Source organism: Spiroplasma endosymbiont of Lasioglossum villosulum (assembly GCF_964020195.1).
GTDB classification, from domain to species: domain Bacteria; phylum Bacillota_I; class Bacilli_A; order Mycoplasmatales; family VBWQ01; genus Spiroplasma_E; species Spiroplasma_E ixodetis_A.
The window spans coordinates 881,633-899,394 of the sequence record NZ_OZ026539.1; the positions used below are offsets into that span (position 1 = coordinate 881,633).

The 17,762-nt window shown below is 23.0% G+C and carries 17 protein-coding genes; 6 read left to right on the top strand and 11 right to left on the bottom strand.

Going from position 1 to position 17,762, the window contains the following annotated elements:
- Positions 1 to 55: 55 nt before the first annotated feature.
- From rplL to AACK81_RS05015, 5 genes are all read right to left on the bottom strand, one after another.
- Complete coding sequence (gene rplL, locus AACK81_RS04995) at positions 56 to 436, bottom strand: 50S ribosomal protein L7/L12 (RefSeq protein ID WP_338960297.1); 381 nt, start codon at positions 434 to 436, stop codon at positions 56 to 58.
- Positions 437 to 477: 41 nt separating this feature from the next.
- On the bottom strand, positions 478 to 969 hold the full coding sequence (rplJ, locus tag AACK81_RS05000) for a 50S ribosomal protein L10 (RefSeq protein ID WP_338960299.1): 492 nt from the start codon (positions 967 to 969) through the stop codon (positions 478 to 480).
- Between the two features lie 362 nt (positions 970 to 1,331).
- Complete coding sequence (locus tag AACK81_RS05005; protein WP_252320294.1) at positions 1,332 to 1,544, bottom strand: hypothetical protein; 213 nt, start codon at positions 1,542 to 1,544, stop codon at positions 1,332 to 1,334.
- Between the two features lie 379 nt (positions 1,545 to 1,923).
- Entirely contained in the window at positions 1,924 to 2,883 is a 960-nt protein-coding gene (locus tag AACK81_RS05010) for a hypothetical protein (protein WP_338960301.1), read from the bottom strand.
- Positions 2,884 to 3,642: 759 nt separating this feature from the next.
- Positions 3,643 to 4,488 (bottom strand): TIR domain-containing protein, encoded by an 846-nt coding sequence (locus AACK81_RS05015; RefSeq protein ID WP_338960303.1) that lies wholly within the window; start codon positions 4,486 to 4,488, stop codon positions 3,643 to 3,645.
- Positions 4,489 to 4,732: 244 nt separating this feature from the next.
- Here AACK81_RS05015 and ileS point away from each other — a divergent pair, with 244 nt between their 5' ends.
- The 4 genes from ileS to AACK81_RS05035 are packed head-to-tail and all read left to right on the top strand — an operon-like array spanning position 4,733 to position 10,403.
- Positions 4,733 to 7,495 (top strand): isoleucine--tRNA ligase, encoded by a 2,763-nt coding sequence (gene ileS, locus AACK81_RS05020; RefSeq protein WP_338960305.1) that lies wholly within the window; start codon positions 4,733 to 4,735, stop codon positions 7,493 to 7,495.
- A 31-nt stretch (positions 7,496 to 7,526) separates the two neighbouring features.
- Positions 7,527 to 8,234, top strand: coding sequence for a signal peptidase II (gene lspA, locus AACK81_RS05025; protein ID WP_338960306.1), 708 nt, complete (start codon positions 7,527 to 7,529; stop codon positions 8,232 to 8,234).
- The gene (locus AACK81_RS05030; RefSeq protein WP_338963044.1) at positions 8,179 to 9,045 is read left to right on the top strand and encodes an RluA family pseudouridine synthase; all 867 of its coding nucleotides are present in this window, start codon (positions 8,179 to 8,181) and stop codon (positions 9,043 to 9,045) included. The genes lspA and AACK81_RS05030 overlap by 56 nt, the downstream gene beginning before the upstream one ends.
- On the top strand, positions 9,045 to 10,403 hold the full coding sequence (locus AACK81_RS05035) for a hypothetical protein (RefSeq protein WP_338960307.1): 1,359 nt from the start codon (positions 9,045 to 9,047) through the stop codon (positions 10,401 to 10,403). Before AACK81_RS05030 ends, AACK81_RS05035 begins: the two co-directional genes overlap by 1 nt.
- Positions 10,404 to 10,443: 40 nt before the next feature.
- Here AACK81_RS05035 and tsaE read toward each other — a convergent pair whose 3' ends face one another.
- From tsaE to AACK81_RS05050, 3 genes are all read right to left on the bottom strand, one after another.
- Positions 10,444 to 10,914, bottom strand: a complete 471-nt coding sequence (gene tsaE / locus AACK81_RS05040) for a tRNA (adenosine(37)-N6)-threonylcarbamoyltransferase complex ATPase subunit type 1 TsaE (protein ID WP_281749327.1) — start codon at positions 10,912 to 10,914, stop codon at positions 10,444 to 10,446.
- A gap of 95 nt (positions 10,915 to 11,009) precedes the next feature.
- A complete protein-coding gene (pnuC, locus tag AACK81_RS05045) occupies positions 11,010 to 11,771 on the bottom strand; it encodes a nicotinamide riboside transporter PnuC (RefSeq protein WP_338960310.1) in 762 nt (253 codons plus the stop codon).
- A gap of 604 nt (positions 11,772 to 12,375) precedes the next feature.
- Complete coding sequence (locus tag AACK81_RS05050; protein ID WP_338960312.1) at positions 12,376 to 13,497, bottom strand: Mbov_0401 family ICE element transposase-like protein; 1,122 nt, start codon at positions 13,495 to 13,497, stop codon at positions 12,376 to 12,378.
- 330 nt (positions 13,498 to 13,827) lie between these two features.
- Between AACK81_RS05050 and AACK81_RS05055 the strand changes: the two genes are divergently transcribed.
- Positions 13,828 to 14,028: a hypothetical protein gene (locus AACK81_RS05055; protein ID WP_338960314.1), complete on the top strand. Its 201-nt coding sequence runs from the start codon at positions 13,828 to 13,830 to the stop codon at positions 14,026 to 14,028.
- A 200-nt stretch (positions 14,029 to 14,228) separates the two neighbouring features.
- Positions 14,229 to 14,390, top strand: coding sequence for a hypothetical protein (locus tag AACK81_RS05060; RefSeq protein WP_338960315.1), 162 nt, complete (start codon positions 14,229 to 14,231; stop codon positions 14,388 to 14,390).
- Here the strand turns inward: AACK81_RS05060 and AACK81_RS05065 are convergent, their stop codons facing one another.
- The 3 genes from AACK81_RS05065 to AACK81_RS05075 are packed head-to-tail and all read right to left on the bottom strand — an operon-like array spanning position 14,391 to position 17,759.
- Positions 14,391 to 16,427 carry a hypothetical protein gene (locus AACK81_RS05065; RefSeq protein WP_338960317.1) on the bottom strand — a complete coding sequence of 679 codons (2,037 nt, stop codon included), beginning with the start codon at positions 16,425 to 16,427 and terminating at the stop codon, positions 14,391 to 14,393.
- Positions 16,378 to 17,619, bottom strand: a complete 1,242-nt coding sequence (locus AACK81_RS05070; protein WP_338960319.1) for a hypothetical protein — start codon at positions 17,617 to 17,619, stop codon at positions 16,378 to 16,380. The genes AACK81_RS05065 and AACK81_RS05070 overlap by 50 nt, the downstream gene beginning before the upstream one ends.
- 17 nt (positions 17,620 to 17,636) lie before the next feature.
- Positions 17,637 to 17,759 carry a hypothetical protein gene (locus AACK81_RS05075; RefSeq protein ID WP_255495924.1) on the bottom strand — a complete coding sequence of 41 codons (123 nt, stop codon included), beginning with the start codon at positions 17,757 to 17,759 and terminating at the stop codon, positions 17,637 to 17,639.
- Positions 17,760 to 17,762: the final 3 nt, after the last annotated feature.

A 17,762-nucleotide genomic window follows, 5' to 3' on the forward strand; every position in this document is an offset into this window, starting at 1 on the left:
ACAGAAAACCAGTATTAATTAAAACTGGTTTTCATATAAATTTTTAATATTTGAACTACTTAACTTCAACAATAGCACCAACGGCTTTTAACGTTGCTTCGTGTTCTGTTGCTTTTGCTGTATCAATATTTTCTAAAATCTTTTGTGGTCCTGTTGCTACTGCATCAACCATTTTTTTAGCATCCATTAAAGACATTGTACCACCAACAATTGCTTTAACTGCTTTAATAACATCAACTTTTTTGTCTCCTACTTCTTTTAAGATTACAGAAACTGTTGATGGTTTTGTTGCTTCTTCTTTAGCTGCTGATGGTGCAGAAACAACTGCTGCAGTTACTCCAAAAGTTGTTTCAATTAATTCAACTAATTCTTTTAATTGAACTGCTGTCATTGTTTTAACATGTTCAATAATTTGTTTATTTGTAATATTTTCCATTATTTTTTCCTCCATATATTTTTTTATTTAATAAGTGTTAATTATGCGTTTTCTTTTTGTTGGGCTACTGCTTTAATTGCTAAAGCCAAATTGCAAACTGGTGCTTGTAAACAAGAAGCTAACATTGAAATTAATTCTAATTTTGATGGTAATGAAGCTATTTTTTGTAACTCACTTTGGTCAATAACTTTCCCTTCAAAAATGCCACCTCTTAATACTAATAATTTATTAATTTTAGCATAATTAGAAACTATTTTAGCTGTTTCTAAGTCGTTTTCAAATCCAAAGATAAAACCATTTGGGCCAACTAAACTACTTTCAAGCGATGAATATTCTTTTTTTAAAGCACGAGCAACTAAATTATTCTTATAAATAGTGAATGTTGCACCTTTAGCTCTTAATTCCTTACATAAAGAACTAATTTCTTCAACATTCATACCTTGATATTGTACAACAATTGTTGTTTTTGAATCATTAATTTGCTTAGCAATTAAATCAATAGTTTTTTGTTTTTCAACCATTGCTGGGCGCATAAGTACACCTCCTTATTATTCTGAAATAACTAGCAATAAGTAGTAAATAAAACTCGGAACAAAACCGAGTAAATCACATGCATATATAATGATGGAAATTACCTGAGCAACATAATTAAGACAAAAGTCCGTTGCTGTCTTTGGCTTATTCTAGCTTATATATTATATGATATATATATATTAAAATCAAGAAAAATTTACAAAAGATTAAATAAATAATTTTTTATTATATATCTTTTAAGTTATAAACACTATTTTTAATAACATAAATGCTAATTTCATCAATATCTTAATTAAGATTAAAAAAATAAATTAAAATAAACTTCATATTGAAGTTTATTTTAATTAAAAAAATTGTTTTTTTATAACTGGTTACTATTTTTACTACTAGAGTTTTTGCTTTCACTTGAAGAAGATTCACTATTTATTTTTGATTTATCTAACTCAAGATTTTTACAAACTCTTTCTCTTCTTTCAGATTCATTTTTTTCTCCTCAAGCTTTATTTATTTTATCAGCATTTTTAGCATGTGCTTCTTGTTTTAATTTATTATTCTCAATAGATTTTCATGGCATAATTTATTATTCCTTTCACTTTTTGAATATTTTTTCTACCTTTAAATACTCAATAAAATTATATATTTTTTATTAAAAATATATATAAAAATATATAAAAAATTATTCTTACTTAATTAAGTAAGAATAATTAAACTAATTATCGTTATATTTTAAAATGAGTAACGTCGTTGTCTTACATTTGTAGGAGGTTGCATATTGTCCATAGAATTTGCTTTATCTACATCAAACTGATTTTCAAGTGGAATTATATTATTTTCAACATTTATTATTGTTTTATCATTCATTAGTTAATTTATAGTTTTAAGTTTTCTACCATCCAGTTCTTATTTTAATATATTAAATTGTGTTTCTAACTTAGTTTCTAATTTATCACTTGTTAAATCCTTAGATACTGATTTAACTTCTTTTTTTCTTTTTCTTTTTTATCTTTATTATTTTTAAATATTTTATTATAAATTCATGATTCAACTTTTTTTGATGCAGTTGAAAAAACTGATGTAATTGCTTTAAAACCTCCACTAATAAAAACTGAAGCAATAGCAATATCAATCTTAATTGTTGCCACTATTGCAGCAGCCAAATAAGGAGCTAAAATCACAGGAAGCAAATTTGGAAGAACAACAATAACAATAGTAATGACTAAAATAATAACCCAAACTTTTCACTCCGTTTTAGATGGCTTTGATTTTAATTCCATTTGTTCTTTTAATAATTCTTTAACTGGCATTGTACTAATATTATTTGCATTTTCTTTATCAATTAAACAAGTGCTTTTTTTATATTCTTCAATACTCTGGTACTTTTTAGTCTGTTTTCAAACTTCAACCTCATTTTTTTCATTATTATCAAAATATATTATTTCTTCAAAAATTGATTCATCATTATAAACTAAAGTTGTTATATAAAATATCTTATCTTCAATTGGAAAAATTTCTTCATAAATTTTTTGAACATTTTGATTTTTAATATTTCATTCTTTTTTTATTTCTTTTTTTAACTTAGAAATATTAGAAAATATTTCTAGTTTTTGCTCTTCAGTTAAATTTTCTTCATCAATTTTTCTTTGTAGTTCTATTCTTCTATTAATATTTTCTTTTAATGATAACGGCATCCAATCATCACTATAACTATCTAGTTCACTATTTAAATTGCTTATAGTATTTTCTAATTCTTCAATTTTAGAATTATTTTTTTTAATATTATTATTCAATTCTTTTTTTATATTTCTTTGTTCTTCAATTTCTAATTCTTTATCTGATATTGTTTCTTTAAGCGCAAAATATTCTCTAAATTCACTATCGGTTGTATTTTGTTTCTTAGTTTTATTTATTTCCATTTTTCTTTCTTTACGTTTTAAATCATCAAGTAAAGGTTTAAGTTGAATAATTTCTAATTCAAAAAGATTTTCTCTAATAATAGTTAATTTTTTATTTAAATCATCATTTGTTCTTTTGACATCTTCTAATTGTTTTGTAAAATTAAAAATTTCTTCTCTAAGTTTACTTATCTTTTGATCTTCTATAATTGTAAGACAATTATATTTATATTTATTTAAAACATTACTATCATTATTTGCTTCATTTAAACTATTTTCACTTCTAGAAGATTTTATTGCTAAACCTCCATGTCTTTTTTTATAGAACCATCGGTTTGAGCAAAAATATTTTCTGGATTATTTTCCATTATTCGCTGAAATGTTGTTGATTTTCTTTTATCATTATCACGCATTTTATACACCTTCTTAGTAAAATAAAACCCATTTACTTACAAACAAAGCAATGGATTAAAAACTATATTTAGTTTTACACTTATCTTTTACCAAATTTTAGAAATTTTTACAATATTTTTTATTTTCATATTATATAAATAATTTAAATATTATTAAATTTTGAGGTATATAATAATTATTTAAAATAAAAGAGTTACCAATAATGGTAACTCCTATTCACTGTTAGGTGCCAACCGCAATGAATATTTACTTACCCTTAACTAAGTAAGTATTTTTATTATACTACTAAAATAAAGTTTTTTTAGTTTTATTTACTAAAAAAAATAAAACCTTTTTAATTTTATATATTTTTGATAATAATTTGATTTAAAAAAAGAAATCAACAAATAAATATTGAATAGTTGCAGAAATAGAGTCTATATTATTCACTTTTGTTTTAATGTCTTCAAATAAATTTTTTTGTGATTTCTGTTTTTGTGAAGAGAGATAACAATTTAGTTTCTTTTTAGATTTTTTTGGCCAATCTTCTATATTTTCTTCAAACAAATTTTTTTGTGATTTCTGTTTTTGTGAAGAGAGATAACAATTTAGTTTCTTTTTAGATTTTTTTGGACAATCTTCTATATTTTCTTCAAACAAATTTATTTCTTTGAAAAGATCAAAGTTTTTTTTCAATTTTTCAGTTTTAACTTTATCTTGACATTTATCAAGTAATTTTTTAAACTTTAAAGGATTTGAAACTACATTTGAAAAACTTTCAACGATTGCATAGTTATTTATTACATTTTCATAAATTCTTGGAGTAGAATTTTGTTCATTAATTAAAGTTTTGTAATCATTATCATTAAAATCACAATTTTTTTTTGCTTTTTTAATAAAATCATCAGTTAAAAGTATTAATAAACCATTTTTTCCCCTTCGATGAAGACTACCATATATTGATAATGAAGATGCAATTTCTCAATCAATATGTTTTCTACATTTTGTATGTTTTCCTAAAATAACTACAGTAATGTCTGAATCTTTTAAATACTCTTCTCTAATAGTTTTAAATATCTTTTTAGGAGGCAATTGCGGATCAATATCACCTAGTTTTACAGATACGTCTTTCACTTCAAAATATTCTCCATAACACTGCAAAATTAATTCTGATAATTCATCCTTTGCTTTTTGTTCTCTTAAATGATGATATGAAATAAAAATTTTTAACATTATTCATTAACCTCTTTTTTAAAATTTTAAAAATATTTTTTATAAACTTTAATAAGTTTATACTTTATTATAAAATAATACTCACTAAAAGTAATATTTTTAACTTTTAAGTTTTATAAAATCTTATTATTAAAATAAAGTAAATATTATACAAATTTCAAGTAATTACTAGTATAATGATTTAAGAATAAAAAAGAATAATTAGTACAAATAAAACTTGTTATTTTAAAGGAGAATAATATACATGAATAAAAACTATAAAGATACATTATTAATGCCTCAAACTAACTTTGAAATGCGTGCTAATTTAACTATAAAAGAACCACAACTACAAAAATATTGACAAGACCAAAAAATATATCAACAACTAATTAACAAAAATAAAAAATCTACGAAAACTTTTATCCTTCATGATGGACCTCCATATGCTAACGGTGATCTACATTTAGGACATGCATTAAATAAAATTTTAAAAGATATTATTGTTCGCTATTATAATAGTAGCAATTATTATGCACCCTATATTGCGGGTTGAGATACGCATGGTTTACCTATTGAAACAGCAGTTACTAACTCAGGAATTAATCGTAAAACAATAGCAGTATCAGATTTTAGAAAACAATGTCAAAAATATGCAGAACTGCAAGTTGCTAATCAAATTAATCAATTTAAAACATTAGGATTATTAACAGATTTTGAAGATCATTATGTTACTTATGATAAAAAATATGAATCTGAACAAATTAAAGTTTTTGCTAAAATGGTAGAAAAAAAACTAGTATATCGTAATTTATATCCTGTATATTGATCACCATCAAGTGAAAGTGCCTTAGCTGAAGCTGAAGTTGAATATTTAACAAAAACTAGTGTTGCTATTTATGTTGCCTTTTTACTAAATGATGAAAAAAAAATATTTAACTTACCTACCTCACTAGTAATTTGAACAACAACACCATGAACCATTCCTAGCAATCAAATGTTAGCAGTAAATGAAGAATTTACATATAGTATTATTAAGACTAATGAACAACAATATATTATTGCACAACCATTGATTGATTCTTTTACTAAAGCAAACAACATCACCAATTTTACAATTGTTAAAACAATTTCTGGTAAAGATTTAATTGGATTAACAGCATTACATCCATTATATCAAAGAAAAACCCCAATCGTTCATGGTTCTCATGTTACTATAAATGATGGAACTGGAATTGTTCATACTGCTCCAGCGTTTGGTGAAGAAGATTTTGATTTAGGATTAAAACATAATATCAAAATTCTTTGTCCAATTAATGATCAAGGTCAATTTACAGCAGAAATCAATGATGAACAATTAGTCAATAAGTTTTATGATGATACTAATAAAATTATTGTTGAGCGCTTAAAAAATAATGGTACATTAATTGGTATGAAATGATTTAAACATCAATATCCACATGATTGACGAACTAAAAAACCCGTTATTTATCGTGCTACTTTACAATGATTTATCGCTATTGAAAAAATCAAACCATTACTTACTAAAAATATTAATAAAGTAAATTTTGTTCCTGAATGAGCAAAAAAAAGAATGTTATTAATGACAAATAATCGCTATGATTGATGCATTTCTCGTCAACGTGCTTGAGGATTACCAATTCCAATTTTTTATACTGAAAAAAAAGAACCAATCATGGATATAAACCTTATTAATCATGTGGCTGATTTATTTGCTAAACATGGTTCAAATATTTGATTTGAAAAAGAAGCAAAAGATTTATTACCACCTAAATATCAACATAAAGATAGCCCAAATGGTATTTTTTATAAAGAACAAGATATCATGGATGTTTGATATGATAGTGGTGTTTCCCACTTAGCAGTTATTAAAAATAATAATTTACCTTGACCAGCAGATTTATATTTGGAGGGTAATGATCAATTTCGTGGTTGATTTAATTCAAGTTTAACAACAGGAACTATTACTAATAATAGTAGTCCATATAAAAACTTGTTAGCACATGGTTTTGTAACTGATGCTAAAGACAATAAAATGTCAAAATCAATTGGTAATGTTATTAGTGTTAAATCAATTTGTGATACTAATGGTGCTGATATTTTACGATTATGAGTAGCCAGTGTTGATTTTACTGATGATACAAGAATTGGTACTGAAATTTTAAAACAAGTTAGTGAAAACTATCGTAAAATCAGAAATATTTTTCGTTTCTTACTAGGTAATTTATTTGATTTAGATATCAAAACTATTGAAAATAAAACAGAAGAAGAAATTATTAATAGTTTATCAGAAGTTGATCAATATATTTTAAATAAATTAAACGGATTAGTGATTAAAATTAATGAAAATTATCAAACTTACCAATTTAATACTATCTATCATTTAATTTTAAATTTTGTTACTAATGATTTGTCTGCTTTTTATTGTGATTTTACTAAAGATATTTTATATGTTAATAGCAAAAAAGACATTAGAAGAAAACAAGTACAAATAACAATGTTTTTAATAGTAAAAACTTTAATTGGTTTATTAGCCCCTATTTTACCACACACTACTGAAGAAGCATTCCAAAGTTTAACTAAAAAAGATTTAAACACAAGCAGTGATTCTATTCATTTAAAAAAATTTCCACAACCATGAAATTTAAACAAACCAACAAAACTAATGGAAAAATGAGAATATTTTATTAACTTTAAAAATGAAGTTAATAAAGTTATTGAACAAGCTAAAAAAGACAAAATTGTTAAAACAGCCCTAGAAACAATAGTAACTATTATTTTTAAAGATAATCATAATATCTTATCAACAATTGATGAAAAAGAATTAGCACAATTATTAATTGTTAGTGAAGTTAATATTAATTATAATAATAGCAACGTTAATGATTGGACTATTAATGTTAAAACAAAAGATGGTACTAAATGTCCTCGCTGTTGATTAATTGTTAATGAAACAAAAGAAGATGTTTGTAATCGTTGTTTTGAAGTGTTATCCTTAATAATGTAAATAACTAATATTAGTTTAGAAAGAAGTAATTATGGAATTTTCTTGATTAGCAATTAAAAATCATTTAAAAACACGTGATTGAAAATGATTAACTAAAATAATTTGTTTTTGCGCAATTATTATTCTAATTGTCACTGATCAAATGATAAAATTAGCAGTACAAAATGGAATAAAAGCTGGTGAAGAATATAAATTCATAACCGGATTTATTAATTTAAAATTTATTATTAATTATGGTTCTGCTTTTAGTTTTTTTCAAAATCAAAGAATCTTTCTAATAACTTTTGCTTTTCTACTAGCAATTGCTAGTAGCACCTGACTATTATTTACTAAATCTATTAACAGAGCACTAGGTCTCAGTTTTGTTATTGCAGGAACAATCGGTAATTTAACAGATAGATTTTTACACAAAGGTGGTGTTATTGACTTTTTATTATGACAACTATTCCCGCCATATACTATTTTTAATACTGCGGATATATTCATTACCATTGGTATCACAATTATTATTCTACAAATAATTATTGGAACCATAATTAATGCCTATCAAGAAAAGTTTGGAGAACACAATAATGAAGTCAACAATGGAACATTTACAACAATCATCAATGACAGAAAATCAAAAGATGATAAAACTAAAATATCATGAAAACAAAAATATCCGCATCGACAAATATTTAGCAATGGTATTAACAGAACATCATTATTCACGAAATTTTATCCAAAATTTAATCACTAATGGGCAAGTAATAGTTAATAATAAAACTATTTCATCAGCTAACTTATTATTAAAAAATAATGATGAAATAAATATTATTATTAAAAATGACAAAGATAACACTTTAAAAGCAACTGCAATTGATTTTGAAATAGTTTATGAGGATAATGAAATTCTTGTTATTAACAAACCTAATAATTTGGTTGTCCACCCAGGAGCAGGTAATTGAGATAATACTTTAGTTAACGGATTATTATTCCAGTCTAAAATTGAAAATATTGAAGAAAATAATTTACGTCCAGGCATTGTTCATCGTATTGACAAACAAACGACAGGATTATTATTAGTAGCTAAAAATAAAATTAGTCATCATATTTTAGCAGAACAATTACAAAAACATGAAATTAAACGAATTTATATTGCATTAGTTCATGGTACAATTAAAGGTAGATCAGGAACCATTAAAGCACCTATTGCTAGAAGCAATAATAATCGTCTAAAAATGATGGTCAATGAACAAAATAGTAAGAAAGCAACTACTCATTTTACAGTTATTGAGCGATTTAAAGACTATACTTTAGTTCAATGTCAATTAGAAACTGGTCGAACACACCAAATTCGTGTTCATTTTGAGTGAATTGAACATCCAATTGTAAATGACCCTTTATACAGCAAGTTTAAATTGGAAAATGCTAATATTGGACAATACTTACATGCTAAAGTCATTACTTTTACTCATCCCACAACTAAAAAAGTTATGACTTTTGAATGTAATTTACCTGATTTTTTTGAAAATAAATTACAATTATTACGAAAGGAAAGTGTTAAATAATGGATAATAATATTCTAGATATTTTAGGTTTACAATTAGTTGATTATTTTATTAGTCATCAAGATTATCGACCATTTAATGTTCCTAAAGAATTAAAACTACATGTTAAAGGTGAAGTATATCTAACTAATAAAGATAGTAATACTTATCATATCATTAAAATTATTAAAGAAAATAATTTTAATCCTCACCATTTAAAAAACAAAGATGAAGTTTATGAAATTTTACATAAACAATTAGCAGATGAAGGTGTTAAAGATATTCGTTATTTAATGGTTATCTTAAATGATGATAACCAAAACGAAAATCGAATGTCACCAGCAGTTGATGTTATTATTGCTACTAGTGATAAAATTGTTCAAGAATTATCTAAATTTTATCCTAGTATTACTAAATTTATTAAGGTAGACTTACCCCAACTTGAAACTGAAACTGAAAATAATGAAGAGACTAATGAAGATAATAGTACTGGAACTTTAAGTGATAATTGAAAAAAAGTTAATTTTCAAAATCGTCGTTACTTAAGCGAAACATTAAAAAAATGTACTAATGCTAATTTGGCAGTTACCTGATTTCTTTTTATAATTCCTATTATTACACTTGTTGTTTTTCTAGTAATTATAAATCTTAGTCAAGATGATTGATTAGCATTAGATTATAAAAAACAACATTTGCTTTTTGGTGCCAATTATCATAACTTAATATTTGGTGCTTATCAATATTGAAGGTGATTAATTTATCCATTTGCTGGTAATGATATAAATCCTTCAGCTCCTATTAATTTAATATTTTCACTTTGAATGTTTTATCGTGTTGGCAGATTTGTTGAAGGATTTTATGGATGATGAAAAGCAATTTTCATTTGAATTGGTGCAATGATTCTAACTGGTATTTTACAAAGTGTTGTTGATAATATTAATATCATGTCAGGATTTTGAGTTTTTCCTGTAATTTCATTAGGAGCAATGTTACCTTTCATTTGAAATTATAAATTATTTAAAACTCCAATTATGAGTCGTTTCTTTACAACTATTTTATTAATGTTAATATTTTGATTTATAACTGATCAACAAGTAGTGACATTATTATATTGAATGATTGCTTTTGTCACAGGATGATTATTTGCTTTTTTAATAGGATATCATAATTGTAAAATAACTGTGTATTATGCTTTTAGTCCAATTGCTATTGGTTCATTAGTATTATTTGCTGGTTTGCTTTGAGGTTTAAATAGTTATTATCCTGTTGATGATAATAACTATACTTTAGAAGTATTAAAACAATATCAAAAACTTGGTTTAATTAGTCAAAGTACTATTAATAGTATTATGCTTAATTACTTTCATATACAAGTATAAAAAAAGTAGGATTTTTCCTACTTTTTTTATAAATAAAATTCTATATTTTTTTTAATGCGTCAAATAAATACTTTTCTTCCTCTTTTGTAAGAAGATTAGTATTAATAACTATTTGTCTACTATTAATATCAATAATTTTAAAATCTATAGCAATATATGAATAATTATTAAAATTAATTTTTAATCTTTCTGATCATTCAATTATCATAAAATTATTCATCATTATTTCATAATATTCTTCTAAATGAGGATTAATTAAACGATAAGCATCCATATGAATTAAATTTCATTCATATTTAGTTTGATACTTATTTCAAATAATAAAAGTTGGTGAATTAATAATATTTTTAACTCCAAGTAAATTACCAATTAATTTAGTAATTTGCGTTTTACCACTACCAAGCGGACCATTTAATAATAAAATTAAATTTGGTTTAGCAATTTTAGCAATTATTTTGGCAAGAGTATTAGTGTCATCTAATTTTTTTAATATATATACATTTTTTTTCATAATAACCTTCTTTGATAATTATTTTATACTTTACAAACTATTATACAAAATAATAACTTATTTTCTAAATTATTATTTTTCTTATTTAAAAAATATTAATGTTCATATGTTTCTTTTTTAACTACCACTTTTTCTTTACTTCTTACAAAAAATCATTGATAAAAACCAAAGCATGAATTACCAAGAGCAACAATTCACATTAATAAAAGATTTACATCCAAACGATTATGAGCAGCTCCCGAATACATAGCTATTTGAAAAATATTAACGATTATTCAAAAAATTCATTGTTCACGAAAACGTAATAACATTAGTATTTGCGCAACAATACTTAAAGAATTAGTTAATGAATCTAGAATATGTGGTAAAACTTGTTGAAAAGTATTACCATCAAAATCATATTTCCCTAAAATTACACGTGAAAATTCAGGAATTTCAAAATAAAAAAATACTGATAAAACAATTGCAAAGTAAATAGTAACAATACTTGTTTTTAAATTTAAACGTTTAGAAATTATTTCTTGTTGTGAATCTAAATGAAATTTCCATAAACTATAGCCAATAAATTGAAAAGGCAAAAAGAAAAATAAATTCAACTGCATATCACCAACATAATCTCAAACTAAAGCAATACAACCATAAATACTAACAGCAAAAAAACCTCAAAAAAAATTAGAAATTTTACCAAACGAAATTAAAATTATACAAATAACATTAGTAAAAGCAGCAATACCATTTAAAAATAATAATACTTGCTGTCAAGGATGATAAGCTTGACGATTTACAATAGTTCAGACCGAAGGATATAAATTAGGATTAATAAAATGATTCAAATCAAAAAATGTATTTCATAACATAAAAATCCCTAAACAAATAATAGCTACTTTAGCAGAAAATGGAATTTTATTAAGATCTTTGGGTATTGATAATAAAATTCTGGGCGGTTGTCAAAGTTACGAAATAATTAATTATTATATTAGTAACTTATTTCCAAAAATGAATTATTTGAAAAATAATGAAAAATTAGACAAAATTACTCTCTTTAACCCTTAAATTTATATTCGACGTATTTTAAAAAATATACATTTAAAAAAAATAAAAATTATTCTCAAAGTTATTAAGGAAAAGACAAGAAATAATCTTGTCTTTTTTTGTAATTGTAAAATTTTAAAATTTTTAATAAACCTCTTTAACGCTATTATCAACAGGTAGATTGTCAAAAATCCGGAATAAATTAAATCGTTGTAGTCTTATTATTATGTTAGACAAGAAATAATTTGGATTTTTATGAAATTGTAAATTTATCTTACTACTAATTTAAAAATATTACAATTAAAATACTCAATTTTATAAATTATAAAAATATTTTAATAATTTAATTAACATAAATATATAACAAAAATTCTTATTAACTTTTAATTTAATAAGTTTTTTTAATTTTTTATTTTAAAATAAGTAAAATTATGTTTTTAAATTTATTTGATTACATTTAAAAATAACCATTTTTATATAAATAAAAATACTATATGTTCTATTAACAATCATTTCTTTTAAAACATGTCAAATATTTGTTTCAGTAAAACAACCAATATTTCATTTTGCACCTTGATTAACAATACCTTTTTTATTATTTTTAAAATATTGTTTTTTTAACTTTTTATGATTATCTAATTCTTTATATAAATAATCAATTAATTGTTCATATTGACCATTATTAATGAAATCTTTACAATTATTATATTCACTTCAATATTTTCCTTTATTTCCCGCCATTATACCAAGATATAATGTTCTAATTAAATGGAATTTATCTAAAACAAACTCAGCACCAAGATAATCTGCTACATCTTTAATTCATCCAGCACTATCTCCACAAATAATTATTTTTGCTTGTTCAACATTTTCATAAAATTTTTGACAATGTTCTTTAACAAATTCAGCAGTTTTTTTAACTCCAATTGCTGTTCTTGTTGGTCTAATAATTGCTTTTACTCTTTTATTTTGTACTTTATGATTAATATTATCTGTATATGTTGTTATTAATCTCATAGAGTGTTTTATACCTTTACGTTTAAAATCTCAAAACTTTCGATGTCCATCATCAATTGCTACAAAAATAGGTTGATTTTTTTCTAATTTTACTTTTACTGGATTTGCTTCAATTACTTTTAAATTTTTAAAAACTCTATGAATAGAACTAAGACTAATACCTGCTTTTTTACAAATAGCACAAATATCATGATATCTTTTTCCATCAGCAAAATATTCAATAATAGTTTGTTCAACATCTTCACCAATTCTTTTATATTTAGGTAATTCTAGTCATTCATCAACTAAACAAACACGAACTCATTTTTGTAATTTTTCATCAAAATATTCATAAATTCTTCTTTTATAAGTTACTAATCCATACATTATTTTTCTTGTTCGATATTGATAATCAACAATTTTATATTTCTTTTTGTCTCTTGTTTTAAATATTCTTCAATCTCGTTTTTCTCACTTATTTGTTATATATTCTAAAACTAATTTATCAATTTTTGCACTTTCTTCTCTAAAATTTCATTTATAATTAAAACTCATATTTTGCTCTCCTAATCTTTTTTATACTAATTATTAATTTTAATTTACATAAATTTAAAGTGTTAAAATATGGTAAATAATATTAATAATTTATTTTATTCACAATAATCCACATAAGAACGTAATTATTATTAAAATAATGGTATTGCGAAAAAAAGTACTTTCATATTTTCAATATAATAAGCAAGTAGCATTCAATTAATAATATAGGTATCATAAAATAAACACCTTTAATTTAGGCGTTATTTTGCGTTTAAAATCATACTTGTAAAAATAATCAAAAATAGTACAATTTATAAGTAAAATCAAGGAAAAAAGGAGTAATTTAATATGAAAACATCTAAAAATAATACAACAACATGATATGTAGATAATATAAACGGAGTTAGACAATCAATCACTTATAATGAAGAAGTATGAGAACATATAAATTTAAATGAAGTAGTAGAAGATAAAAAAATAAAAAACAATAAACAAAAACAAAATATCAAAAAAAGTAAATGTTGTTCAAAACGTTGTACAATTTTATAAAAATATAAGTAAGGAGAAATTTATTATGAAAACATGAATAAAAGCAAATTTAAGTAAAATAACATTAGCATTAGCACTAACTGGTGCAACAACTGGAACAATAGGATTAATCATGGGGGTTAATTATCCATAATCTTAATGGACTTAAATATTTTTTAGCATCAAATAAGGAACCTATAATGGGAGTTCAAAAAATATGAATGTCTGATATTCATAATATATCAGTTGATATTAAAAGTGAATTTAAAATTTATTTTGCTGATACTCCTAAAAAAACCAAATTTTATAATGATGGAGATTCTGTTGAAAGAATAGATATACCATGAGTTAAAGATTATTATCCTGATGGATATTTTTGATAATTAAATTTCTATATTTATATAAGAAATATTCTCATTATATTTATCAAATAAATTAATATTTTGTAAATTTATTTCTTTTTTATCGGTTATTAAAATTAAATCATAATTTCCAGCACCAAATATACCACTAATTTCAATCCGATTTAAGTTGTTAATCGGATTTTCAATTTGTAATTCAAATTCACTATTATTATCAATTTTTAAAATTTCTTTATAAAATTCTAATTTAGAAAATAGTTGAGATTTATTTGAACCATATAAATTTAAAGCGTTTTCAATTTTGTTTTTTTCAATAATTATTCTTGTAAAATATTTTCCATATTCACCGTTAGCTAATGTTCAATCAGCAGGAATTAATGACGGAATATTATTACTTTCTAATTCATTGGTAATTGATAATCAATTAAATTGATTGTCATCTAACTTGAATAATTCATTTTGACTAATATCATTATTTTTTAATTTAATGTCATTAATATCAGTAAAATCAAAATATGGAGATTTTAATATTACCTTTACATCTTTAAATTGCCAAATATCATTTTTATTAGGTTTTATTGGACTTGATTTTAATTCAAAATAGTAAGGTAATAAAATCTTATTATCATCATTTAATCCTTTATTTATTGATAAAGATGAATAAATATATTTTGACAACATAATAAATACTTGTTTAAATATTTTAACTTGTAATAAATCAATATAATTTGGATAATCTAATTCTCATTGCTTAAATAAATTAGTAATAACTTCATCAGGTTTTTGTCCCGAAAATGTATCACGTAATTCTGCTATTTTATTTGTTGATTTACCCGTATGTTCATCATAAGTTGCTCCTTCAAAATTTCTATTATAGTTATATGTATAACTTAACATATTTAATAATAGTTGTTGTAAACTATCATTAGTTGGTGCATCTTTTATTTCTAATTCAACATCTAAAAATTTATCATTTGTAGCAATACTTGTATATTCTTTACCAATTGGACCACTCTGAATTTTTCATACTTCTTTATCTTTAAGTTCTTTCTTTTCTTTTAATGGTCATTCTCCAAAAGAATAAGAACTTAAAAAATATCCTAATCAAGCATGTGTAACTCTTGCGTTTTTAATTATTTCTTTTCTTGTTTCTTTACCTCCACCAATAGCAATTAAATCTAAAACTGATTTTTCTTGATTTATAAATTGTTTTGCTAAGTTTCAAGATAATATTTGTTCACTAAATCATTGTTGTAATATTCTAACTTTTGGTTGCGTTTCAATAGGCATTGATAATAGCGGAAATGCTATCTTATCTTTAACAAATAACTTTGGGTATACTTCCATATTGTCAACTTCACCAAGTACCTTTATATTGCCAAAAATCATGCTTCTAGGAGCTTTAATTTTTAAACCAATAACTTTGGTATCTTTGTCTAATGGTTTTTGTAATTTAATAATGATTGGATAACCATCTCTTGTTTTAAAATCTTTAATTTTAATAATAGTTATACTTTTAGTACTTCTTGTTTTTGGATTTTGATAAGGTTGTGAATAATTATTAATAATATATAAATTATCAATATTATTTTCAGTTAATGGTTCATTTATACTCACTGCATATAATTTAAATTGATTTAATAAATTTATTTCTTGAAAAATTAAATTTTTAATATCAGTCATACTATATTCAATAGTATTATCATTAATGTTTGTACTTGCTCTTTGATTTAATTGCATAGTAAAGTCTGATGTTTCAACAGCAGTAGCTTTTAATACTTTATCAATATCAATAAAACCAATTTTAATAGTATTTGCTGAAAATCTTAAACTATTATTTTCATTATTTTTAAATAAGCGTTCAATTTCATAAATATATAAAGTTCTTTTTTTAAATTCATCGTATGCTCTATTAATATCTGGGTCACTAGTAGCGCGCATCATATTAGTAAAGTCATAAGGAATATTATCAATTAAATAATCATTTTCTACTTCTGCTTGATTAAGTTTAGTTTGTTTCTGTGGAAACTTCGTTTGTGGTTTGTTGTTGTTTTCCATTGTTCTCTCCTATTAATTGGTTATTTTTGGGATTAAATAATTTTAATTTAACTGTTAAATTATTAATTTTTTGTTCATCATTAATGTTAAATGTTTTACTATTTAATAAATCTTTATCCATACGTACTAATATTTGAATAAATTTAAGAATATCAATATTAAATTGTCATAATTTTTGTTCAATATAATTAATGGTTGAAATATTAACTGCTGTACTTTCTGGAACTGATTGTTGTGCTGATTTCTTTTGACTTGGTATATGAATACCACAACGTTTAAATATTTCATTAACATTTCAATCATATATATCAGTTAAATTTTTACCTTTAAAATTACTATTTGTCATATTGATATTTTCGTTTTGTTCATTATTATCTCCACCACTTTTAAATATGTAGTTTTTAGTAACCAAAGTTCTTACTGCTTCTTCTAATGCTGATTGAACATTACCATAAGTTTGACTAAATATAAATTTAGGTGAGTTTAAAATAGTATCTAAAACAATTTGTTCATAAATAACATCTAATGCTTTAATTTTATCCATTACTTTATCACAATCTGCTTGTTCATTTGCTTTATTTCTCATAATTGCTATTGGTATATAATTAATATTTAGTATTTGTTCTTGTACTAAATTGGGATTATTAATGTATGATTTAAAATCTAATTTATTTTGTTTTTTAGTATCATTAATACTATAAATTGCACGATTAATTGTTACTTGTTCATTGTTTAATGTATAAACTTCAAATAATCTTACAGTTTGTGCATTTTGTTCATAATTATCATAAAAAATAGTACATTGAATTAATTTACCAGTAATATCATAAACTCTTTGTTGTATGTCAACTACTTGAAAATATAAATTATCATTTGCAATATAAATTAAATAACCACTAATTCCTAATTTACTTAATTTAAAAATAGAATTTCAATTTTTTCTATAAAATTCTTGTTGAATTAAATATTGTTTAATGGTTTCATTATTAATTTCTAATGGAGCATTATATAAATTAGCATTATTTTCTGCTACAAAATCAGTAAAATAAGTTTCATGGTTAAAATCATTAAAACCAAAATAATTTAAAATAGAAGCATGTGTACTTTTATTTTTATTAGTTAAAAATTTTAATTTTTCACTTTGATTATCATTAATATTGCTTTTATCTTTTCTAAAAAATTTACCTAACATAATATTCACCACCTTTCTTAAAATATTTGATTAATTTTTAATATGATTTTTACAATGATAAATATAATTAAACCTGCTGTTGCTGATGATAAAATTACTCCTATTAAACCTAAAATAATTTTTATAATTTTAAAAAACATAAT